At 53.2% G+C, this 21,493-nt stretch carries 18 protein-coding genes; 9 read left to right on the forward strand and 9 right to left on the reverse strand.

Annotated features, from left to right (window positions below; genetic code table 11):
* Positions 1–8: 8 nt before the first annotated feature.
* The 3 genes from JSQ80_RS18625 to JSQ80_RS18635 all read right to left on the reverse strand — a co-directional run bounded on the left by JSQ80_RS18625 (position 9) and on the right by JSQ80_RS18635 (position 4,569).
* Positions 9–1,745: an ABC transporter ATP-binding protein gene (locus JSQ80_RS18625; RefSeq protein ID WP_206096278.1), complete on the reverse strand. Its 1,737-nt coding sequence runs from the start codon at positions 1,743–1,745 to the stop codon at positions 9–11.
* Between the two features lie 633 nt (positions 1,746–2,378).
* Positions 2,379–3,938: an NAD(P)H-hydrate dehydratase gene (locus tag JSQ80_RS18630; protein WP_206096279.1), complete on the reverse strand. Its 1,560-nt coding sequence runs from the start codon at positions 3,936–3,938 to the stop codon at positions 2,379–2,381.
* Positions 3,939–4,116: 178 nt separating this feature from the next.
* Complete coding sequence (locus JSQ80_RS18635; protein ID WP_087432479.1) at positions 4,117–4,569, reverse strand: DUF441 domain-containing protein; 453 nt, start codon at positions 4,567–4,569, stop codon at positions 4,117–4,119.
* Between the two features lie 96 nt (positions 4,570–4,665).
* Here JSQ80_RS18635 and pcp point away from each other — a divergent pair, with 96 nt between their 5' ends.
* Both pcp and helD read left to right on the forward strand, forming a co-directional pair.
* Entirely contained in the window at positions 4,666–5,325 is a 660-nt protein-coding gene (gene pcp, locus JSQ80_RS18640) for a pyroglutamyl-peptidase I (protein WP_206096280.1), read from the forward strand.
* A gap of 111 nt (positions 5,326–5,436) precedes the next feature.
* Positions 5,437–7,758: an RNA polymerase recycling motor HelD gene (helD, locus tag JSQ80_RS18645; protein WP_206096281.1), complete on the forward strand. Its 2,322-nt coding sequence runs from the start codon at positions 5,437–5,439 to the stop codon at positions 7,756–7,758.
* Between the two features lie 123 nt (positions 7,759–7,881).
* Here the strand turns inward: helD and JSQ80_RS18650 are convergent, their stop codons facing one another.
* The 4 genes from JSQ80_RS18650 to JSQ80_RS18660 all read right to left on the reverse strand — a co-directional run bounded on the left by JSQ80_RS18650 (position 7,882) and on the right by JSQ80_RS18660 (position 11,372).
* A complete protein-coding gene (locus JSQ80_RS18650) occupies positions 7,882–8,262 on the reverse strand; it encodes a DUF2642 domain-containing protein (RefSeq protein WP_206096282.1) in 381 nt (126 codons plus the stop codon).
* A gap of 130 nt (positions 8,263–8,392) precedes the next feature.
* Positions 8,393–9,310, reverse strand: a complete 918-nt coding sequence (locus JSQ80_RS29160; protein WP_240463715.1) for a glycine betaine ABC transporter substrate-binding protein — start codon at positions 9,308–9,310, stop codon at positions 8,393–8,395.
* Between the two features lie 6 nt (positions 9,311–9,316).
* Entirely contained in the window at positions 9,317–10,156 is an 840-nt protein-coding gene (locus JSQ80_RS29165) for an ABC transporter permease (RefSeq protein ID WP_240463716.1), read from the reverse strand.
* The gene (locus tag JSQ80_RS18660; protein ID WP_206096283.1) at positions 10,137–11,372 is read right to left on the reverse strand and encodes a betaine/proline/choline family ABC transporter ATP-binding protein; all 1,236 of its coding nucleotides are present in this window, start codon (positions 11,370–11,372) and stop codon (positions 10,137–10,139) included. Before JSQ80_RS18660 ends, JSQ80_RS29165 begins: the two co-directional genes overlap by 20 nt.
* A 349-nt stretch (positions 11,373–11,721) precedes the next feature.
* On the opposite strand from JSQ80_RS18660, the gene JSQ80_RS18665 reads away from it, so the two are divergent.
* Both JSQ80_RS18665 and JSQ80_RS18670 read left to right on the forward strand, forming a co-directional pair.
* The gene (locus tag JSQ80_RS18665; RefSeq protein ID WP_087432486.1) at positions 11,722–12,294 is read left to right on the forward strand and encodes a GbsR/MarR family transcriptional regulator; all 573 of its coding nucleotides are present in this window, start codon (positions 11,722–11,724) and stop codon (positions 12,292–12,294) included.
* A 206-nt stretch (positions 12,295–12,500) separates the two neighbouring features.
* Positions 12,501–13,700 (forward strand): GntR family transcriptional regulator, encoded by a 1,200-nt coding sequence (locus tag JSQ80_RS18670; protein ID WP_206096284.1) that lies wholly within the window; start codon positions 12,501–12,503, stop codon positions 13,698–13,700.
* A 67-nt stretch (positions 13,701–13,767) separates the two neighbouring features.
* Here the strand turns inward: JSQ80_RS18670 and trhA are convergent, their stop codons facing one another.
* A complete protein-coding gene (trhA, locus tag JSQ80_RS18675; RefSeq protein ID WP_206096285.1) occupies positions 13,768–14,412 on the reverse strand; it encodes a PAQR family membrane homeostasis protein TrhA in 645 nt (214 codons plus the stop codon).
* Positions 14,381–14,698: a hypothetical protein gene (locus tag JSQ80_RS18680; protein WP_206097763.1), complete on the reverse strand. Its 318-nt coding sequence runs from the start codon at positions 14,696–14,698 to the stop codon at positions 14,381–14,383. Before JSQ80_RS18680 ends, trhA begins: the two co-directional genes overlap by 32 nt.
* Positions 14,699–14,868: 170 nt before the next feature.
* Here JSQ80_RS18680 and JSQ80_RS18685 point away from each other — a divergent pair, with 170 nt between their 5' ends.
* From JSQ80_RS18685 to JSQ80_RS18705, 5 genes are all read left to right on the forward strand, one after another.
* Positions 14,869–15,633: a DUF3891 family protein gene (locus JSQ80_RS18685; RefSeq protein ID WP_206096286.1), complete on the forward strand. Its 765-nt coding sequence runs from the start codon at positions 14,869–14,871 to the stop codon at positions 15,631–15,633.
* 98 nt (positions 15,634–15,731) lie between these two features.
* On the forward strand, positions 15,732–16,259 hold the full coding sequence (locus tag JSQ80_RS18690) for a hypothetical protein (RefSeq protein ID WP_206096287.1): 528 nt from the start codon (positions 15,732–15,734) through the stop codon (positions 16,257–16,259).
* Positions 16,260–16,404: 145 nt separating this feature from the next.
* Positions 16,405–16,842, forward strand: a complete 438-nt coding sequence (locus JSQ80_RS18695) for an Rrf2 family transcriptional regulator (RefSeq protein ID WP_087432492.1) — start codon at positions 16,405–16,407, stop codon at positions 16,840–16,842.
* Between the two features lie 74 nt (positions 16,843–16,916).
* A complete protein-coding gene (locus JSQ80_RS18700) occupies positions 16,917–17,684 on the forward strand; it encodes a DODA-type extradiol aromatic ring-opening family dioxygenase (RefSeq protein ID WP_206096288.1) in 768 nt (255 codons plus the stop codon).
* Positions 17,685–18,122: 438 nt separating this feature from the next.
* Positions 18,123–21,260 carry a collagenase gene (locus tag JSQ80_RS18705; RefSeq protein ID WP_206096289.1) on the forward strand — a complete coding sequence of 1,046 codons (3,138 nt, stop codon included), beginning with the start codon at positions 18,123–18,125 and terminating at the stop codon, positions 21,258–21,260.
* Positions 21,261–21,493 lie beyond the last annotated feature (233 nt).

The raw sequence follows: 21,493 nt of genomic DNA on the forward strand, positions 1-21,493 counted from the left end.
TCCTATACTTATAATCCGGATTCCAGCTGCTGGCGTTCGTATTGTTCTTTATACCAACCGTCATGCTTCAGCAGCTCTTCATGCGTGCCTTCTTCGATGATCTTGCCGTCATCGAGCACGATTATCCAATCGGCATGCTCTACTGCGGACAACCGATGCGTCGTAATGAGCGTCGTCTTGCCTGCGCGCTGCTTGCGAATGTTGGCGATAATATTGGCTTCCGTGCGGGCATCTACCGCCGAGAGCGCATCATCGAGAATCAAAATCTCAGGGTCCTTAATGAAGGCGCGCGCCAGTGAAACACGCTGCTTCTGGCCTCCGGATAATGCGACGCCTCTCTCTCCGACAAGGGTCTCCACTCCATTCAGGAGCGTTGGGACGTCATGCGTGAAGGAGGCGGTGTCGATGGCATTCATGACATCGTCATCGCTGCCGCCAGAGCGGCCGTATAATATATTTTGCTTGACTGTCTTGGAAAATAATATCTGTTCCTGCGGCACATAGCCGATCCAGCTATGAATCCGATCGATCGGGATCTGTGCGGCAGGAACGCCGTTGATGCGAAACTCGCCGTCGCCGATTGGATATTCGCGCAGCAGCTGCTTGACGAAGGTGGACTTCCCGCTGCCGGTCCGGCCGACGATGCCTAGCGTCTGTCCTTTGCGCAGAGTCAATGATACGCGATCCAAGTTGTCTGCCGCCGAAGACGGATAACGGAACCGGTAATTGCTCCAGGCGAGCATTTCCGGAACGGTGACGTCTTGGGTCTGTGCAGCATCTTGAACATCGGGCTTATAGAACAGCACTTCATTGACCCGGTCGAGCGAGGCGTTGCCGCGCTGCATGACGTTAATCAAATTACCGATAGCGAACATCGGCCATATCATCATCCCGAGATACATATTGAACGCGAGCAGCTCTCCGAGCGACAGCTCGTTATGAATGATGAGATAAGCTCCGTAACCCAACCCAATCATGTAGCTCAAGCCGATGCACAGCCGAATCGTCGGATCGAACAAGGCGTCGACTTTAGCGACGTCTATATTTTTTTCATATACGTCTTGAGTAATGCCGCGGAAGCGTGACTCGTCGGATTTCTCCTGCACATATGCGCGGAGCACCCGCACGCCGCCGACGGATTCGAGCACCTGATCATTCATGTCTCCGAACGCATCCTGAGCAATCGTATAGCGTTCATGAATCTTTTTGCCGAATACCTTCATCGCGACGGCGATGAACGGAAGCGGCAGCAGGGCCGCGAGCGTCAGCTTCCATTGGAGCATGAACATGGCGAACAGCACGACGACCAAAAATACGGTCGAGTCCGTCAAAGTAAGCATGCCAAATCCCGCAGTTTGCGAGACCGAGCGCAGATCGTTCGTCGCGCGTGCCATCAAGTCGCCAGTACGGTGTTTTTCGAAAAACGGAGGAGTCATCTTGAGCAGATGATGCATCAGCTTGGAACGGAGCTTGCGCTCGACCAAGTTTGCGCCTCCGAAAATTTGATACATCCAACCGTAGGTGATTCCATAAATAACGACCATGGAGATGAGGATGTAGGATAGGTAACGCAGCAGCGATTCCGCCGTGATCTCACCATATACGATATCGTCAATGGCTTGCCCCAGCAGCCGAGGGGGGATCAGTTCAATTACGCCTACCACGATAAGCAGCGTCACTCCAATGATGTATCTCGCCTTATGTTCTTTAAAGAACCAACCGAGCTTGCCTAATACGGATAGCATGTCAATTCACTTCCTTTGTCTCTTTAGGGTAATATGTAAAAATAAAAAAGGCATATCGTTCGTAAACGATATACCTCTGGGTTACGCAAGGTGTATGTTCGAGCGAAAGCAGCGCCCGACTGTTCGAATAAAGTGTCCGCATCGCTTCGCCAAGAACTGGCGTCCGTGTAACATGGCTTGCGAGACGCGCTGGCATAGGCTGCGCGCAACGGTGCACTTCATGAGAAATCACGATCCGGTTCGAAGCGGTGAATGGCTTACGACTGATCGTTTCTTCCGGCAGGGCTCCAAACATATGCAATTAGTTGGCGTAATCCTAGATTACGTTGGTTGATATCAAATAATTTGCGCATGGAGTTCACCCGCCTTTCTGAAGTAATGTGGATTGCGACGATGTTTCCGCTCAATATATTGTACGAAAAAGTCGCTTCTGTTTGTTGATTCTAGCATCGTTGTTTGAGTATTGTCAACTTATTTTTTGCATCTTTTTTACACTTTGTGCGCTATTTTCCGTGCAATCCCGTCTTTGTCCGCCTCGCATGGAAGCGTGGTGGGGACGGCTCTAGCTAAATCTAGCTAAACATATGACGGCGTATCCAGGCTCATTCCATACCCGATAAAAAAGTCGCAGCTCTATAAAAATTCGATGATATCGCCAGCGATGAGACTGGCCGTCCGCGATCGCGCCGCGGCCGCGCGATCGCCGGCTGCCCCGTGCAAATAGGCGCCATATGCGGCGGCGGGAAGCGCTTGCCATCCGGCCGCGAGCTGGGCGGCAATGACTCCAGTCAGCACGTCGCCGGCACCGGCGGTTGCCATGCCCGGATTGCCGTTCGCATTGACGAAGGCGGCCCCTTCCGGCGAAGCGATGACGGTGTCCGCTCCCTTCAGGACGACCGTCACGCCCCACTGCGCCGCATAGCGCAGCGCAGTTCCGATCCGGTCCCGCTGCACCTCGGCGATGGACTTGCCGGTCAAGCGGGCCATCTCGCCGGGATGCGGCGTGATGACGGCCGGCGCTTCCCGGCGGGGCCAGACGGCCGCGCTGAAGGCGCTCGCGTGCTGGCCATGCATCGCATCGGCCAGCATGTTGAGCGCATCCGCGTCCAGCACGAGCGGCAGGGAAGTGCGCCAGAGCGCTTCCAGCCACGCGGTCTCGCCCGCGAAGCGCCCGACGCCCGGACCTGCCGCGAGCGCGCCGCATCCTGCGGCCGCCTTCAGGAGGGCGCGCACGGCTGCCGGCTGCCATTCGCCCGTGCCGTCATCGGGCATCGGCGCTAGCATCGCTTCCGGCAGATGGCCGATGACGGACGGGGCCAAGGCAGCCGGCAGCGCCCATGTGACGAGGCCGCAGCCTGCGCGCAGCGCCGCCTTGGCGCACAGCAGGCCAGCGCCGCTCATCGTGCCCGACCCGGCCGCGACGAGCACATGGCCATAGATGCCTTTGTGCGCGTTCTCCGCCCGGGCGGCCTGCGGATCGATGCCAAGGCGGTCGCGGAGCGCGGCTTCGGTCAAGCGGAACGCCGACACGCCTGCGCGGGAGGCCACCATGGCCGGGATGCCGATATCGCGCACGGCCACTGTGCCGCAAGCCGCTTTGGCGGGCTGCTGCGTCAGGCCGCGCTTCAGGAACGCGAGCGCCACAGTGCGCGCTGCCCGGATATGCGGCTCGAACGCTTCGCCGGTGTCGGCGTGGACGCCGCTCGGCAGGTCGGCCGCTACGATCGGCTTGCCGCTGGCGTTCGCTTCGCGGATTAGCGCCCCATACGGCTCGCGTGGCGGGCCGCTTGTTCCCGTGCCGAGCAGCGCGTCGATGATGCCGGAGCAGCTGTCCCACGGCACGGGCGCTTCGCCGTAGACGAGCGCGGGCAGCCCGACCCTCTGCGCGATATCGCGTTCCACGGCGGCATCGCCGCCAAGCTCCTCTGGCCGCACCGCATAAATGATGGTGACGTCCTGACCCCTGGCTGCGAGATGCCGTGCCGCGGCAAGGCCGTCGCCGCCATTGTTGCCTTTGCCGACGAGTACGGCCCAATGTCCTTGCCCATGCGGGTGCAGCCGCAGCGCTTCCTCCGCCACCGCGCGTCCCGCATTTTCCATCAAAACAAGCGCCGGAATGCCAATTTCGTCGATCGTACAGCGATCCATGCGCCGCATTTGTTCTGCCGTAACGATTGGATAGGTGGTGTGCATTGAATTTTCCGCTCCTTTGCAATCCGATTGTCTATCCCGATTGTAACGCTTCCCTCGATTTGCTGACAAACCCGATTCGTCGTATGATGTGTGAGGGGAAAAACGGTTCATGGCAAAAAAGACGCCCCGGGCGAAACGTCCGAAGCGACTTAGGCGACTGTTTTACTATTTTCCAAGATCACGATTTACCAATAAATAACGAGAGAATCCCGGCGGCAATGAGCGGTCCGACCGGTACGCCGCGGAACAAGGCGACGCCGAGGACGGTGCCGACCAATAATCCGGCGACGATCGTCGGGGATTGGCCCATCAGATGGGCTCCGCGCCCGCCCAAATAAGCGACGAGCATTCCGATGGCGACGGCTAAGAGTGATTTCCAGTTGACAAAGGACGCCAGAATCGTCTCCACGGACATTTTTCCGCTTGCGATCGGGGACATGACACCAATCGTTAAAATGATAATTCCAACGGTCAACCCGTATTTTTCTATCCAAGGGAACAGGCTGTTCAGGTTGGTTACCCGCAGCAGCAGCAGCACGATCATGGCGATCGTAATGGTGGAGTTGCCGCTAATGATGCCCAAGCCCGCCATTCCGAGCAATATAAGTGATGAGATGTCAAGCTGTGCCATAGTCCTTTACTCCTTTCACACACGTTGACAAGGATATCATATTTTCCGTCAGATGGAAATGAACCATACCATACTATACATACGAGGTGCATCAATATGAGCAACAACTTATTGCTAACGGGCTTCGACCCATTCGGAGCAGACAGTATCAACCCTTCATGGGAGGCGGTGCGCTCCCTTCACGGACGGACCATCGGGAAATACCATGTGCACGCGGTGCAGCTGCCGACTTCATTCGCGCGCGCGGGAGCTGCGCTTCGCGAGGCGATGGGCGCGTACGCTCCGGATACCGTGCTCTGCATCGGGCAAGCGGGAGGAAGACCAGACATCACACTGGAGCGCGTGGCCATCAATCTGATGGATGCGCGCATAGCGGATAACGACGGGGCGCAGCCGACAGATGACGAGGTTATTCCGGGCGGACCTGCCGCTTATTGGTCGCTCCTCCCGGTAAAGGCGCTGCGCCAAGCCTTGCAAGAGGCCGGCATACCCTGCTCGATTTCCTATACTGCGGGTACGTTTGTCTGCAACGCGATCTTTTATACGTTAATGCATGAGCTTCATATGGATTCTAATCGAACGGGCAAGCGGGGGGGCTTCGTCCATATTCCGTATTTGCCTGAACAAGCTGCCGTCCATTCCAATGCCGCAAGCATGTCATTAAGCTCCATCACCCATGGCTTGGAGACGATCATTTTGCATGTGGATGACGTTGAACAAACCGGCTGCAGCGCCGGAACGTTACATGGGTCCTGATTTAGGCTATAATAATGCATGTTCAAAAAGGAATTTTTGAATGTTCTCTAATTTTCTATGAATTTTGAAAAATGATTTTGTGTAGCCCAGCGGGCAGAAAGGAGTGCCGACGTGCACGGTAAACCTTCCAACATAGATGACGAACAGCTTTATTTAACGCGCGTGCTGCAGTTGATGGACCGGCAGATCGCCGAATTGGAGGCGACCGTCGACGACCGTCAAGCCGAAATCGTGGACATGAAACGCCATTTCTGGGATGAGGTGACCGTCGATAAGGACGAGATGTTCGAAACGTATGTCAGCATCATGCAGCAGGCGAAGGACTTGGCGAGTCATGAGCGCGTTCAAGCGCACGCTGCCAAGTGGATGAATAAACTGCGCAAGCATATTGATAGTCCGTATTTCGGACGTGTCGACTTTGTGGAAACGACAGACACGGAAGTGCTGCCGGTCTATATCGGTTTGATGTCCGTAACGGATGAAGCGATCGGGGAGCATCTCGTGTACGATTGGCGCACGCCAATTGCGAGCCTCTTCTATGATTATGCTCCGGGCCCGGTCCGCTATCGGACCCCAGCGGGCCTGATTGAAGGCGAAATGAAGCTGAAGCGCCAATATTTGATACGAGGCGGTCGCTTGGAGGCGGTATTCGATACCGGTATTCAGATCGGTGACGATATGCTGCAGGAAATGCTCAAGCGAAGCGCCGATACGAAGATGAAAAGCATCGTCAGCACGATTCAGCGCGAGCAAAATGCGATCATTCGCGATGATGCCCACGACGTGCTCATCGTACAGGGGGCGGCAGGCAGCGGGAAGACGTCGGCCGCCATGCAGCGCATCGCTTATTTGCTCTACAAATATCGCGACAGCATGCGGTCGGAGCAAATCGTGCTCTTCTCGCCCAATGATTTGTTCAACGACTATGTATCCAACATTTTGCCGGAGCTGGGCGAATCGAATATGACTCAGACGACTTATCAGTCCTATATCGAGCATCGCCTTGTGACGGAACGACGCATTGAAGATATTTATGACCAGAAGGAAAGGCTCATGGGCGCTGCCGCTGAGCATGCTGAACCGTCAGCCGGCGAAGACGGCGCCGCGATTGAAGCGTCAGCCGCGCGCTGGAAAGCGTCAGCCTCTTATAAGCTGGTGCTGGACGCATACATCGATTCGCTTAAGCGGGAGGGAATGCGGTTCGTCAGGTTCGGCACACCGAAACGGACGATTATCCCGGCGGAGCGGCTGGCGGAACAATTTTACGGGCCGCTTGCGGATTGGTCCTTGCCGGCGCGCATGGATAAGCTAAAGGATTGGGTGCTGACCGAGTTGAAGGCTTGGGCGGAACGCGAGGTAAAACGCGTATACCGCAAGCTGGCAGCTCAGCCTAATTATATGGGAACGGACGATGAGCTGCGGAGCATGAGCAGGAAGCAGGTCAACAAATGGCTTAAGCTTATGCGCATGCAAGCGAAAAAGCTGCGATTTGTCGAATGGGAAGAAATGTACTTGGATCTGATGCGAGGGCTGTCTGCCTGGATAGAGCAAGCCGGCGTAACGGTTCTTGATCCGGGAGCGCCAATGGAACCTGCGTCAGCCGGGCGCTATGCAGATGGGATCGGCACACGCACGGTGGAACGCTTCGAGGCAGGAGTGATTCCGTTTGAAGATGCTTCGCCGCTCTTATATTTAATAGAAAGCGTGGAGGGCTTCGATACGTTCAATCATATCCGCCATGTGGTCATGGACGAAGCGCAGGACTATTCTCCGTTCCAATATGCGCTGCTGAAGCGGTTGTTCCCGCGCAGCCGCTTTACGATATTGGGGGATTGGAACCAAGCGATCTATGAAGCGAACCGCATGAGCTCGATCGCTTCGGTGGAGGAGATGTTTGCGGACAAGCGGGTTGGCGTCATCCGCCTGACGAAGAGCTATCGTTCTACGCTTGAAATCATGGAATTGGCCCGGACCGTGCTTCCGTACGGGGAGGAGGCGGAGCCGTTCAATCGCACAGGCGACAAGCCCGAGCTTCATATGCTGGCCGATGAGGCGGAACGGCTGCAATTCTTGGATTCCTGCTTGCAAAGGATGAAGTCGGACAAGCTGCAATCGACTGCGATAATTACGAAAGACGAAGCGGCGGCAGAGCGAGTGCATGCACAGCTGCAAGCTCTCCATCCGCAGCTGAAGCGTGTGTCGAAGCATACGAAGCAGTTCGTGTCCGGGCAATGGGTAGTGCCGTCTTACTTGGCGAAAGGCCTTGAATTTGACGCCGTCATCGTCTTTGATGCAGAAGAACAGACCTATGGCCACGAATCGGATCGGAAGCTGTTCTATACGGTATGTACGCGCGCATTGCACCGGCTGACGTTCCTCGCGGTCGGTCAACCGACCCCGTTCCTGAACAATGGGGGAGAGTATATAAAATGATAAGAAGCGCCTCGTCAACGTAAATTCAGCCCATGTTGACAGGCGCTTTTCCTATTCAGGCGAGAGGTTGCAGGATGGCAGCAGGGGAATCCGGCTTGCTTTCAGCAACGCCCCTGGATTGCTTTACATGAAATAGCAGATCTGATCGTACAGCACGTGCACTTTCTTGCAATGAGACCCATGCGAACCATGCGAACCGTGCATCAGGAGAACCAGATGATCGATGCAGACGTCGCACAGCACACCTTCGAGTTTCCCGCATTTAGTCACTACCGTTATGTGCTCATCCAGTTGATCCATGAGGTGCTCCATGAATTTCGGTCTTACTTTCGTGACGTTGGCAGATGGCATCGGAGGAAGGCATGGCTTCGGTTTTTTCATGGCAGCAGGCTTCACCATCGGCATGGTCATGGGCATCGGCTTGGGACAACAACCATAATCAGGATAAGGGTAGCCGCTCACGGCTTGGGGTTCATAGTGGGACGAACGGACATAGCGTGTCATCGGTGGAAATCGCTCCTTTGAAATGGGATTATGACATGGATAGCATATGCCCTGTTCCGCATTTGTGCATGGATGAAAGCCTAGCACAACATGAAAAATCGGGGGCGTCGCGCCCCCGATGCGTTGATATTTATTTTAATAAGTCCTCAATCGAGTTGATATCCATATATTTCGGCACGACGAGACCAATCTTCGTCCCGTTCAGATTCGGTCCCAAGTCGTCGATCTTATCTTTAAATTTGTCATAGTAATCTTTATGCGTGGTCGGGAGCCATGCCGCGACGATCGCGTCTACATCGCCATTGGCGACGCCGGTCCACATCGGTCCGGCTTCCACCTGCACGAGATCCACCTTATACCCGAGCTTCTCTTCCAGCACATGCGCGATAACGTGCGTGCTGGCGATCTCCGAATCCCATGCCACATATCCAAGCTTCAGCTTCTGGCCTTCGGCAGGCTGTGCGCCGGATACCCATGCTTCGACTTTGTCGCCGTTGGCGCTAACCCATTCCTTGGCCGCTTCTTTCGGATCCTGTCCGTCATGAACGGCGACCATCACTTGCGCCATGTCGTCCGGGGTCCATTCGAATTGGTCCAGCACCTTATAGCCCTCTGGCTGCTCTTCCTTCAAACCGGCGCGGGCGATCGTATGGATTTGCTCGTCTCCGCCGTATACGCCTTTCGGATCCTCTAAATATTTCAAATCGTACTTGGCAAATTTCCAGTGGGGCGTCCAACCGGTTATAATGATCGGCTCCTCTTTCTTGATCGCTTTAGCCAAGGCGGCGGTCATCGCTGCTCCGGAGCCTTCAATAAGCTTCCAATCCTTCAAGCCGTATTCCTTGATGGCTTGTTCGGTTGTCTGCATAATGCCTGCGCCTGCATCAATGCCGATAATTTTATAATCGACTTGAGCGCCTACGCTGCCCGTCTTCGCTTCATCATTCTTGGTGGAGTCTGACGAACCCGATGAACAGGCAGCCAATGTCCATCCGATGACGACGATAAGTCCCAATACCATCCAACGTTTCATTGAGTTATGCTTCATGCACCATCACGCTCCTTGTTTTTGAGTATTGCGCTTCTTCAAGCTATGTTGGGAGAAACGGTCAATAATAATGGCCAGCAATACAACAGCGAGCCCGGCTTCAAAGCCTTGGCCGATCTTGAGCTGCGTCACGGCCCGGTATACTTCGGCCCCCATGCCTTGAGCGCCGATCATCGATGCAATGACAACCATGGATAATGACAGCATAATTGTCTGATTGACACCGGCCATCAAGGTTGGCAGCGCTACGGGCAGTTGGACTTTCCACAGCGTCTGCATCGAAGTGGAGCCAAAGGCGGAAGCGGCTTCCATCATGTCATGGGGAACCTGCCTAATCCCTAGCTCGGTCAGTCGAATCGTAGGAGGAACTGCAAAGATTACAGAGGCAATGACACCGGGTACAATACCTAAACCGAAGAAGGTTACCGCAGGCAGCAAATATACAAATGCCGGCATCGTCTGCATAAAGTCAAGCAGCGGGCGGACGATGCTCGACAACCGATCCATTTTGCCGCATACGATTCCTAGCGGGATGCCGATAATGACGGACAGCAGCGTCGATATAATAACGAGCGCTAGCGTGTTCATCGTAGGCTCCCAGTAACCTAGCGCTTCAATAATAATGAGACCGATGAGCGTCAGCAAGGATAGGGACCATCGTCCCACCCAGAACGCCAATAAGGTTAATATGATAATAAATACATAAGCAGGAGGCCATAAAAATAAGGCGGTTATTCCGTTTACGCTGCCTTCAATTCCGGTCGACAGCACCTGGAAAAAACCGTCCGCATACGTTGCCAGCCAATCGACGCCCTGCTCGACCCATTCACCGATGTTGAGCCGCATCAGGCTTCACTCCTTCCGTCTCTTCCACGTTGACGCCATTCGGCACATTACCAGCCAGCGCGCCCAGTATTGCGCCGCGCACAATCGCTCCAAGCAGCTTTCCATCCGGGTCGACCACTGCAATCGGCAGCTTAACTTCCCCAGACAAAGCAAACAAATCATTCAGTACAATGTCAGGAGAAACTACCGGAATATCAGTCGTCATGACATCGCGCAGCGATTGTCCGCTGCGCGCCGCTTCGCTCGCCTGCTCGGCCGTAACGACTCCTTGAAGAGACTTATCCTTTCCAACGACGAACAACGTGGAAATTCCGATATCCCGCATCAATTGCAGCGCGACGCGCGGTCCGCGGTCGAGGGATACCGTCTCCGGTCTGCGCATAATGTGAGCAGCCGTTAACACTTTAGATAAGTCCACTCCTTCAACGAATCGCTCCACATATTCGTCCGCCGGCTCCATGAGCATTTGTTCCGGCGTTCCGATTTGCACGAGATTGCCATCCTTCAATAAGGCAATGCGGTCTCCGATGCGAAGCGCTTCATCCAAATCATGCGTAATAAAAACAATTGTCTTATGCATCTTCTGCTGCAGGGCAATCAACTCATCCTGCATGTCGCGGCGTATAAGCGGATCGAGCGCGCTGAATGCCTCGTCCATGAGCAATACGTCCGGATCGTTGGCCAGTGCTCTTGCCAGTCCGACCCGCTGCTGCATCCCGCCGCTCAATTCGTCGGGATATTTGTCTTCCCATCCGTTCAGACCGACGAGACCAAGCGCTTCGCTTGCCTTCTTGTGCCGATCATTCTTCGGCATGCCTTGAATCTCCAAGCCGTAGGCCGCGTTTTCGAGCACGGTGCGATGCGGGAAGAGGGCAAACTTTTGAAACACCATTCCAATCGTTTTGCGGCGGACCTGCCGTAAATCGACATCGTTCAGCTTGGAAATATCGCGATCCTTCAACCAAATTTCACCCGACGTAGGCTCAATTAGACGATTCAGCATGCGTACGAGCGTGGACTTTCCGCTGCCCGAGAGTCCCATAATGACGAATATCTCGCCCTCTTCTACCGAGAAGGACACTTGATTGACAGCTACGGTCGCTTGTTTTTCTTTCGCAAGCCGTTCCCTTGACCACCCTTGCTGCAGCAGAGTGAACGCTCTTTGTTCTTGTGTGCCAAATATTTTCGTCACTCCATTGACGTTAATGATGGACACTCGCTTCACCTCTCTTGCGTGTTTGAATTGTGAGAGTAATCACTGCTACTATTGTATCCTTTGGAAATTTTAGAGAACAACCTTTGAAACAGTTTGTATAATACGTTCAGAAAAAACTGTACAAACTTATCCGTCCATATCCTCCCGTATCCTGAATATTCCTACCTCATTTGGTGCTTTACATTTTGTTCGGCCTCCCATACAATGTTTGATGGAACCTTGGGGTACTGTTTTTCTCTCAAGATATACAAAGGAAATGGGCAACAAATATAGCAAGTGAACAGACAGCGGTTTCGGATCTGCAGGAGCAGGTTGCATCCTTTATGATTCGGCACAGGAGGATTGGCATATGGCAACGTTCGCACAGTTGACGGAGTACCAGCAGAATCTGGTGGAGAAGGCTCGCAATCGTGTCATTGAAGCGATCGGACAAAATATGGATCTGTACGGCATGACGCATTCGACAGGTCATTTATACGGTTTGCTGTTTTTTAGCGACCATCCCATGACATTGGATGAGATGGGAAAAGAAATGGAAATGAGCAAGACAAGCATGAGCACCGGCGTTCGCACGCTTGTCGATATGAAAATGGTACACAAGGTATGGGAAAAGGGCAAACGAAAAGATTTGTATGAAGTGGAAGCGGATTGGTATCAAACATTTGCCGATTATTTCAGTTTAGAGTGGAGAAAAGCGATTGAAATGAATCTGCTGGCGATACGCCGCTCGATGAGAGAGCTTGAAGGGCTGATGAATGAACATCCGGATGATGAGACGCTGGCTGTTATCGTCAGACGCGATTTGACGAAGATGAACGAGGCGGAAGCTTATTATCATTGGTTGGATCGGCTTATCGAGACGTTTGAAACCGGACGAATTTTTGACTTTGTACCGAAGAGTGCTGCGGAAACAGTGGAATAAAGAAACTTGACAGAGCGGATAATTCCGCTCTTTTTTTATATTTTGTCAGAAGGCATTAAAGGCTTTATTCCCCCTTTCCCGTGAGCGCATCACTCAACTAGAGGCTCCGCTAAAGATTTTCTTATGTTTTAACCGCTTAAATATTGTATCTTGTCCAGAGTAAATGATATGTTATATATATTAAATTATAATTAAGGATGATTCGGATGAGTTATGATTCTCGTTCCCCGCTCTATATGCAGGTTCATCGCTATATTGAAGAGATGATTCAAAACGGAAAGCTGCAAAGCAACGACCGTATCCCAACGGAAAAGGAGCTCATGGAGCAGTTCCAAGTCAGCCGCATTACCGTAGTGAATGCCCTTGCCGCTCTTGTAAAGGAAGGGTGGATTTATCGTGTTCCGGGGCGTGGCAGCTTCGTGGCGACCAATCTCCCGCATGGTCTGGATCCCCATGAAGAAGAGGAGCAGTCGGCTTCGGTGATGCCATCATCTGCACGTACGGCAGCGGGTATCGCGCCAAAAGAGGCAGCAGACAGGCGGCTGGTCGGTTTTTTGATGCCGACGCTTGACGATTATTTTGCCATTCGTTTAATTAATTCCATTCAGAACACATTGCAAGAACGGGGATATTCGGTTATCGTCGCGTTCAGTGGCGGGTCTAAAAGCCGGGAGGAGCAGCAAATACGCGAGTTTATTCGAATGGGCGTCAACGGTTTGCTTCTCTTCCCGGTCGATGAGGACACTTATAACGAAGAAATTCTTTCTCTGAAGGTGAGCGGTTTTCCGTTTGTGCTTATCGATAGGTATTTACCCGGGGTGGAAACGAATTATGTCTGCTCGAACAATCGGAAGGGCGCGCAGATGGCGGTGGAGCACTTATGGGAGCTTGGACATCGCGATATTGCGATATGTACGGACGCGTATCGGGAATGCGTGAGCGTGCAGGATCGCATTACCGGATATATGAACGAATTCGAACGCCGCGGGGCGATGATTAATCCGGCGCTAATATTGACTGACTTCTCGATTCCGGTCGGGACAGAGGCGGATGAATCGGTGCTTGCCCGCAATATGCGGAGCCGGATGGCGAGCGCATATATTGCCCTGCACGGCAAACTTGGCATGCGCATGACCCAGATTGCCGCACGCATGGGACTTCGAGTGCCGGAAGATATTTCGATTGTAACGTTTGACGATCCGGAGCATTTCGAAGAACGGGAGACGTTCTTCACCCATGTATACCAGAATGAAGCGGAAATCGGGCGCCGCGCCGCCACGATTCTGGCCGACATTATGGAACAGGGCAGCCAAGAGGATGGGAGCCGCGACTCGGCTTATCAGAAGGTGGTGCTTGAGCCGGAACTGGTCGTCCACCGCTCTACGGCAACATTTCAAGATGCATAGCCCCTTCAGTTCTATATAACAATCGCCAACCTCTGCCGGAGCGGAGATTGGCGATTTCATATCATCGTTATTTAATCTGCACTAGCGACAGCACCGCGAAGAAGTGAGCTGCTGAACCACCCAACACGAATAGATGCCAAATCATATGATGAAACGGGAAGCCGCGCCACACATAAAATATCGTACCTACCGTATACAGTATGCCTCCCGTCACCAGCAGCGTCAGCCCGGCTGGCGGCATTGCCGCCGAGAGCGGTTCCCATGCCCATACGATGAGCCAGCCCATACCGATATAGAGCAGCGTTGATATAAAGAGAAAGCGCTTCGTAAAGAACGCCTTGAACACGACCCCGCCGGCGGCGAGCGCCCATACGATGGCAAAGAGCGTCCAGCCAAGCGTCTTGGGCAATGCAATGAGAACGAGCGGCGTGTACGTTCCCGCTATAAATAAATAGATGGACGCGTGATCGAACGTTTCGAACAAATCCTTGACTTTGCCTTCCGGAAAGCTGTGCACTAGCGTTGAGGACGTGTAGAGGAGCAGCATGGAAATCCCGTAAATGATAAAGCTGACGACATGAATGGGGTTGCCATATAGCGCTGCAAATACGATTAGCAGCGTCAGCGCAGCGACACTGAGCACGACGCCGACGCCATGGGTGATCGCGTTCGCGATTTCTTCACCGCGAGAATAGGTATGCGTGTTGGCCATTGCGTTCTTCCTTTCTATCCGAGCCATTCTTTAGCTTTATTTTATAGGAGTATACAGTGTCCTGCAAATGAGCGGAGTTGAACATATAAAGGAGGGGAAGCGGAGCAGGAAAAATAAAAACAGCACCGTCGTCTATCCCTTTGCGGCATAGCTTCCGGCGCTGCTCGGCTTTCTTATTCGGTACGACTTGGGTGCGCGGCTTGCGCATCCAGCAATTGCGGATTAATTCCGGATTCATATGTCCGGCACGTTCGGCCTTCTGGCGCGCTCGTTTCGGTTTGCTCATACGGCATTCCCCCTATTTCTTATTCCATTAACAGCGTAAATTAGAATGTGGAATAAATCAAGGCCATCTGGCCCGGATTCGGTTAATATAGTAATAAAGCGGTTGTTTCAGTTGTTGTAGCAGGCATAGGAACCGATTCTCTTATCGGCAAACATAAGGAGGATAAAAATATGATCATCCGCACACATGAGCAAGAGTTTATTTTAATTAAGCAGCACGACCATGGTTTTCTTTCCGGTGAAATGGCGCGCCACTTTAGTCCACATCTATTTGCAAGCACGGTGCGCTTTGAAGATGCTGTATTAGCGGCGTATGAGCATGATCGCAGTTGGATTGGACTCGACAAAACTCCGATCTGGCACGATGCGGAGCAGGTGCCTTATACATTCATGGATTTTCCGCTTGCGCTGAAGCTGGCCTTCTATCGGAGCGGGCTCGATGAGATTGAAGCGATGAATCCGTATGCAAGCCTGCTGTGCAGCATGCACTTTGCGTCTTTCTTCCATCTGGAAGAGCAGCAGGAAGTGGTTGGGTTCCTGCGCAAGGAACGCGAACGGCAGAAGCGGTTGCGGGAACAGATCGGCGAACTGCCGGAAGAGCTCATTCAGAGTCACTTCCGTCTGCTGCAATTTTGCGATGATTTGTCGCTGTTCGTATGTCTTAACGAGCCGGGGGCGAGCAAGGAAGATGAGTTCCCGTGGTATCAGGAGGGCTTCGAACGGACGGAACCGTTTAACCCGGATACAGGCAAGCCTCTCGTTGCGAAGTGGGTGAACCAAAAGGAAATCCGAGTTGCGCCATTTCCGTTCACGGTGCCGTTCACAACGGTGTTGAAATACAAGAGAGTCGCTAAAGTGAATATTCAGGCGCAAGGGATAGACAAAGCGTATCAAGCAGCGCCGTGGCTGGAGCAGGAAGTTACGTTCGTTCAATAGAAATGTCATCTTTTTTCATTATAAATTGAAGGAACGCCCATGACTTAAAACGTCTTACCTTGCACAGACGCGAATGATGCAGAAAAGGGGGGAGTTGTATGATAACAAGAAGAAATGCGGAGGCAAGCGTGTTCATCGGACTCGGACTGCTGCTCGTCTTATTTTCATGGAGCGGATGGGGGAACCTGCGGCTGAGCGACCCGGGATTTATTTTCGGTTATTTCTGGCCGATACTATTTGTGATTCCGCTGGGAATTTTGTTTCATGTTATGCATTTTATCTTTTTGCATAGACGGGCACCGGGGTTGTTAATTCCTGGAGGCATCTTGCTCGTCAGCGGTGTCGTGTGTCAAATTTCAATGCTGTTCGACGCGTGGGAGTATATGTGGCCTGGATTTCCTCTGGCTGTCGCATTTGGCCTATTCGAATTTTATTTGCTCGGCATACGCAACAAGTGGCTGCTTATTCCGGTTTACATTTTAGGAAGCATGTCCTTGCTGTTTTTCGCCATCTTTTCCTTTGGTGTATTTACAAGTGCCGGCGCCGGCAGCGGAACAATGGCCTTGCTGTTGATTGTGGCCGGCATTGTGCTGCTGTATCGGCGCAAGTCTTCATATGAGTATTGATAAAGTCCGAGGAGGCAGCCTTGCTTGAATATTCAAGCAGGCTGCCGCTTTTTTTTGTTTGTCCCGAACCGCCCCAACGATTCGACACATATCTTGACATCCGCAATTGCTGTAACTATAATTGTTACAAGAAAGGGTGAGCAGCATGAAAATTAGCAGCCGTTTTAGTGTAGCCGTTCACATTTTGTCGCTGCTGGCACTCGAGCCGAACGCGCATCATACGTCGGAATGGATGGCGGGCAGCGTGAACACCAATCCGGTAATTATCCGGCGCGTCACGAGCCAGCTGAAGAAGGCGGGCTTGGTGGCAGTCCGGTCGGGAACAGGCGGCGCCACGCTGGTGAAGCCGGCAGATCAGATCTCGCTCCTTGACGTTTATCGGGCGGTGGAAGCGGTGGAGGAAGGCGAATTGTTCGGCTTCCATGAGCATCCGAATCCGCAATGTCCGGTTGGCGCCAATATTGAATCGGTGCTGCAGCTCGTCATGCTGCGTGCGCAGACTGCGATGGAGCAGGTCTTGAAGGACATAACGCTCGACCAGCTTTCGACCGAGCTAAAGCATAAAATAGACGAGAAAAAATGATAATTTTTTTAATGTAGTTGTAATCAATTCAGTTACATCAGAAAGGGTACATTTGCGAAAAGGAGAGAATAACAATGGGCAAATCGATTTTTCTAAGCCATGGTTCACCGATGATTGCGTTGGAAAATAATGAATATACCCGGTTTCTGGCGGACTTGGGGGCGAACTGGACGCCTGAATTCATCGTTATATTCAGCGCCCACTGGGAAAGCGATGATTTGACGATCTCTTATACGAATGAAACATACGAGACGATATATGATTTCTACGGATTCCCGGATGAGCTGTATCGCGTTCAATATCCAGCCCGCGGTTCCGAACAGGCGTCTGCCCGGTTGGCGGAGTTATTTGACGCCAGCGGGATACAGGTGCGGAGGGATACGTCGCGAGGGTTGGACCATGGCTCATGGTCGCTGTTGAAGCACATGTATCCGCAAGCGAATGTACCGGTCGTCCAAGTGTCGGTCAATGCATATTTGCCAGCGGAGGAGCAGGTGAAGATTGGAGCGGCTCTACGTGAACTCCAGCATGAAAACGTGCTTATCATCGGCAGCGGAGCTTCCGTACACAATTTGCGCACGCTGAAATGGGGACAGAAGACGGCGGAGACATGGGCGCTGCAATTCGATGATTGGCTCATCGATAAGGTGGAGAATAAGCAAATGAACGACCTGTATGCTTATCAAGAGCTGGCGCCGCACGCTTCATTGGCAGTTCCGAGAGCCGAGCATTTCGTCCCGCTGCTGATCGCACTCGGAAGTTCGAATCCGGATAGCAAGGCCAAAGTGCTGCATCGCAGCTACGATGTAGGCACGCTCAGTTATTTATGTTTTGAATTGTAAGCTTTTGCAAACGAACGCACAGGCCCTCTCACCCGTCAACTGCGGGTGATGCGGTGTGCGTTTTTTTGCCTCTTGCTTGCGGTAGAGGGTCCTTTTTTGGTTATTTTTTCGAAATAAGTTCAAAATTCTCGAACGCAAAATTCGACAGCAATGCCTGTCTTTACCGGATAGCCTGCGGATACTTTATATGAAGCCGCAAATAAGGGCTAAGGATTTGAAAATGGAAAGTGGATTGCAGGCGGACGGCCGAAAGGCGTCCGTCTTTTTGCCGTGTCTGTATCCCGATTTCGGGAGCGTTTTGTCGGAACGAAAGTACTATACGCTGATAAAAACAGGAATTTAGCTGCATGTCTATCCTCCCGCTTACCGCCGATATTAGGTTTGTCGTTCATAAATAGAGAACGTGAACGAACATGCACAAGGGGGATGTTGCAAAAAATGAGACAACAAGCATGGTTGAGATGGACTTCGATTTTGCTGGCGGTGGCCGTCGCTGCGGGAAGTCCGGCGGGCTTCGCCGCGGCCAAGACGAAGGGAATGCTGCCCGAAGAAGGAGTGGCGCAGCCGGGAATCGCCAACGTACTGGTAAAGCAGGAGCTTGCGCAGGGCGCTGCGCCGTTGGGAGCAGAAGGGGAACTGCCGAGCGCGGCAGCAGAGTCTGCAGATGCCGGCATCGCGGAGCCACAGCCTAGGCCACTGAAGAGCGCGTCACGCACAGACGACCGGTCGACGTACAGCATGGCGGATTTGAATTCGCTGTCGTATGAGGAGCTTACGGATCTGCTGGTGAGCATTGAATGGCGGAAAATTCCCGAACTGTTCCAATACAACGACGACACCCGCCGTTTTTATGCGGACGAAGATCGTGTTCAAGCGATTATAGATCGGCTGCAGGAAAGCGGCAGACGGTTTACAGCCGAGGACGATCAAGGCATTCCGACGTTGGTCGAGGTGCTCCGTTCCGGTTATTACTTGGGATATTACAATAAGGAACTGGCCCGGCTTGAGGAGTTGGCATACCGGGAGAAGATGCTGCCTGCTGTAAAGGCGATTATGGAAAACCCGGCTTTTGCTTGGGGGACCAAAGTGCAGAACGAGGTTATCGGGGCGACCGGCAAAATGATATCCAACACCACGGCCGATCCGGACACCGTCAACCGATTGACAGGGCTCGTTGAGAGTTTCGTTGATCGCGCGGATGAGTTGGCCGATGATTTCGAGGCTGCCAACGCGTTCCACGGCGTTCTGCAAGGCGTCGGTTATGTTCTGATGTGGCGTATGGACGAGCCGGTCCGGGAAGCCGCTTTCAAAGGAACCATCGACGCTTATTTGGAGCAGTTGTTCCGGATGGCACAGCAGGGCCCGAAGGCGGCGGACAAGCTATGGCTGACGAACAATGCCATTTACTATACAGGTTCGCTCGGGCGGTATTACAGTGAGCCGCAGCAGGCGAACCGGGTGCTGACGGACGTCATGCAGACGGAGCCGGCGCTTGGCGAACTGTATTTCGTGGCTGCCGATCAAATCTCGCAGCATTACGCAGGGACGGATGCCAACGGCAGCCGGGTGGATATGGACGACTTGAAGCAGCGCGGGAAGCAACGCTATTTGCCGCAACGGACCGAGTTCGATGACGGCCGGTTCGTGTTCCAGACGGGCGGCCAGTTGAGCGAGGAGCAGCTTCAACGCTTGTATTGGGCGGCGAAGGAAGTTCAAGCCCAATTCCACCGCGTCATCGGCAACGACAAGCCGTTGGAGTCGGGAAATGTGGACGACGTGCTGACGGTCGTCATTTACAACAATCCGGATGAATACCGGATGAACCGATATTTGTACGGGTACGAGACAGACAACGGAGGCATTTACATCGAAGGCGACGGTACGTTCTTTACGTATGATCGGACAAGCCAACAGAGCATTTATAGTCTGGAAGAGCTGTTCCGGCATGAATTTACCCATTACCTCCAAGGCCGATACGAAGTGCCGGGCATGTGGGGCCGGGGACCGCTTTATAACGGCGGCCGCATGCAATGGTTTGATGAAGGCGGCGCCGAGTTCTTCGCCGGAGCCACGCGGACGGAGGGCATCCAGCCCCGCAAGTCGGTCGTCGGCAATCTGCTTCATGACGGGCCGGAGCAGCGCTTCACCGTGGCGGATACGGTGAATTCGAAGTACGGCACATGGAAATTTTATGATTATTCCTTTGCATTGTACGATTATTTGTACCATCAAGATTTTATGACGCTGGACCGGATTCATAATGCCATCCGGCTCAATGATGCGGGCGCTTACGATCAACAGCTTGCATCCATGAGCGGGAATGCTAACATGAATGAGTCGTACCAACGCTCCATAGAGGAGCAGGTAACCCGTTATGACAGCTTGACGGTTCCGCTTGTGTCCGACGACTATTTGCAAACGCTGGAGCCGAAGCAGATACGCGATATTTATAGCGAGATAGCGGCTGTGGCTGGATTGAGCGACACAAGCGCCCAGGAACGTGAATCGCGCTTCTTCCGGTCGTTTGAGCTTCGCGGCACTTACACCGGCGGCGCCTCTGCGGGGGAAGAACGGGATTGGCAGTCGATGAACAGCTTGACGGACGGCTTCTTGCAAGCTTTAACGGAGCAACAATGGAACGGTTATAAGACGGTCACCGCATACTTTACCAATTACCGCGTGAACGGCGAAGGACGATTCGTCTATGATGTCGTGTTCCATGGCAAGCTTCCCGCAGGCGGGGATATTGGCGAGAACCCGAACGATAACGGTGACGGCGGAAAATTGCCGGGCGGAGGCTCCGGTAACGATGGCAGCGGGGGGAACGCGGATGGCGGTCATGATGGCGGACAACCGGATGCAGACCATGAGCCGAACGATACTTGGGAACAGGCCGTTCGCCTGGATGGTGCGGGCAAGCCGGTATCCGGCAAGCTGAGCGACGCGGATCGGATCGATATCTATCGTTTTGATGCCGGGAAGGCGGAAGAATGGACGATCGAATTGGAGACGGAACGGGCGCAAGGAGCCAACTGGGTGCTCTACCACGAGGCTGACCTGAATGACTATGCCGCATATCCGACTCAAGTTGAGGGAACGAGCTTAGCCGGTTCCGTATCGGCTGTGCCGGGGACCTATTACGTGTACGTATACGCGACGTCGCATGGGGATCAGTCCTATCGCTTGGTCGTCCAGCCGGAAACACGTCCTGAGCAAGAACCGGAGCATCCTCCGTTCGCAGAGATCGAGCCGAACGATGCGCCCGATATGGCCAACGGGCCGGTTCCATTGGGACGGACGATCATGGGAACGCTCGAAGGAAGCGATAAGCAGGATGTATTTGTCATCGACGTGGACAAGCCAACGGCGCTGCGCATCGAGCTGGAGAAGCAGCTTGGCGAAAGCGTGAACTGGGTGCTGTACCGGGAAGGCGATACTGATCGCCAGATCCTGTATCCAACCGAGATGGACGGCAAGCGGATGAGCGCCGGAGTCGAAGCGGAACCGGGCCGATATCATCTGTATGTCTACAAGTATGCCGATGAGGATGTTCACTATATCGTGCAAATTCAGTAACAATTGAACGAACCAGGCAAGCTCGGCCCCATGACGAAAAGACGGGGCACATCAAACACATCAATCCAGACGTGGAATTCTTTCACGAATCTCGGCAGACACGAACTGGCTGCCAACATAAAGTATAGAAAAGCGCGTCATTCTCGAAAGAGAGGCGCGCTTTTTTTTTGTTAATGAAAATTTTACATAAAGTTTATCTAAAATTTAAAGTTTATCTATTCATTTTTGTCGAA

The organism is Paenibacillus apiarius, from assembly GCF_017052585.1.
Classification (GTDB): domain Bacteria; phylum Bacillota; class Bacilli; order Paenibacillales; family Paenibacillaceae; genus Paenibacillus_B; species Paenibacillus_B apiarius.

What these genes read in the sequence shown, in the direction of transcription:
- JSQ80_RS18625 (WP_206096278.1), bottom strand. Translation starts at nt 1,745, where the DNA reads ATGCTATCCGTATTAGGCAAGCTCGGTTGGTTCTTTAAAGAACATAAG.
- JSQ80_RS18630 (WP_206096279.1), bottom strand. Translation starts at nt 3,938, where the DNA reads ATGCACACCACCTATCCAATCGTTACGGCAGAACAAATGCGGCGCATG.
- JSQ80_RS18635 (WP_087432479.1), bottom strand. Translation starts at nt 4,569, where the DNA reads ATGGCACAGCTTGACATCTCATCACTTATATTGCTCGGAATGGCGGGC.
- pcp (WP_206096280.1), top strand. Translation starts at nt 4,666, where the DNA reads ATGAGCAACAACTTATTGCTAACGGGCTTCGACCCATTCGGAGCAGAC.
- JSQ80_RS18650 (WP_206096282.1), bottom strand. Translation starts at nt 8,262, where the DNA reads ATGACACGCTATGTCCGTTCGTCCCACTATGAACCCCAAGCCGTGAGC.
- JSQ80_RS29160 (WP_240463715.1), bottom strand. Translation starts at nt 9,310, where the DNA reads ATGAAGCATAACTCAATGAAACGTTGGATGGTATTGGGACTTATCGTC.
- JSQ80_RS29165 (WP_240463716.1), bottom strand. Translation starts at nt 10,156, where the DNA reads ATGCGGCTCAACATCGGTGAATGGGTCGAGCAGGGCGTCGATTGGCTG.
- JSQ80_RS18665 (WP_087432486.1), top strand. Translation starts at nt 11,722, where the DNA reads ATGGCAACGTTCGCACAGTTGACGGAGTACCAGCAGAATCTGGTGGAG.
- JSQ80_RS18670 (WP_206096284.1), top strand. Translation starts at nt 12,501, where the DNA reads ATGAGTTATGATTCTCGTTCCCCGCTCTATATGCAGGTTCATCGCTAT.
- trhA (WP_206096285.1), bottom strand. Translation starts at nt 14,412, where the DNA reads ATGGCCAACACGCATACCTATTCTCGCGGTGAAGAAATCGCGAACGCG.
- JSQ80_RS18680 (WP_206097763.1), bottom strand. Translation starts at nt 14,698, where the DNA reads ATGAGCAAACCGAAACGAGCGCGCCAGAAGGCCGAACGTGCCGGACAT.
- JSQ80_RS18685 (WP_206096286.1), top strand. Translation starts at nt 14,869, where the DNA reads ATGATCATCCGCACACATGAGCAAGAGTTTATTTTAATTAAGCAGCAC.
- JSQ80_RS18690 (WP_206096287.1), top strand. Translation starts at nt 15,732, where the DNA reads ATGATAACAAGAAGAAATGCGGAGGCAAGCGTGTTCATCGGACTCGGA.
- JSQ80_RS18695 (WP_087432492.1), top strand. Translation starts at nt 16,405, where the DNA reads ATGAAAATTAGCAGCCGTTTTAGTGTAGCCGTTCACATTTTGTCGCTG.
- JSQ80_RS18700 (WP_206096288.1), top strand. Translation starts at nt 16,917, where the DNA reads ATGGGCAAATCGATTTTTCTAAGCCATGGTTCACCGATGATTGCGTTG.
- JSQ80_RS18705 (WP_206096289.1), top strand. Translation starts at nt 18,123, where the DNA reads ATGAGACAACAAGCATGGTTGAGATGGACTTCGATTTTGCTGGCGGTG.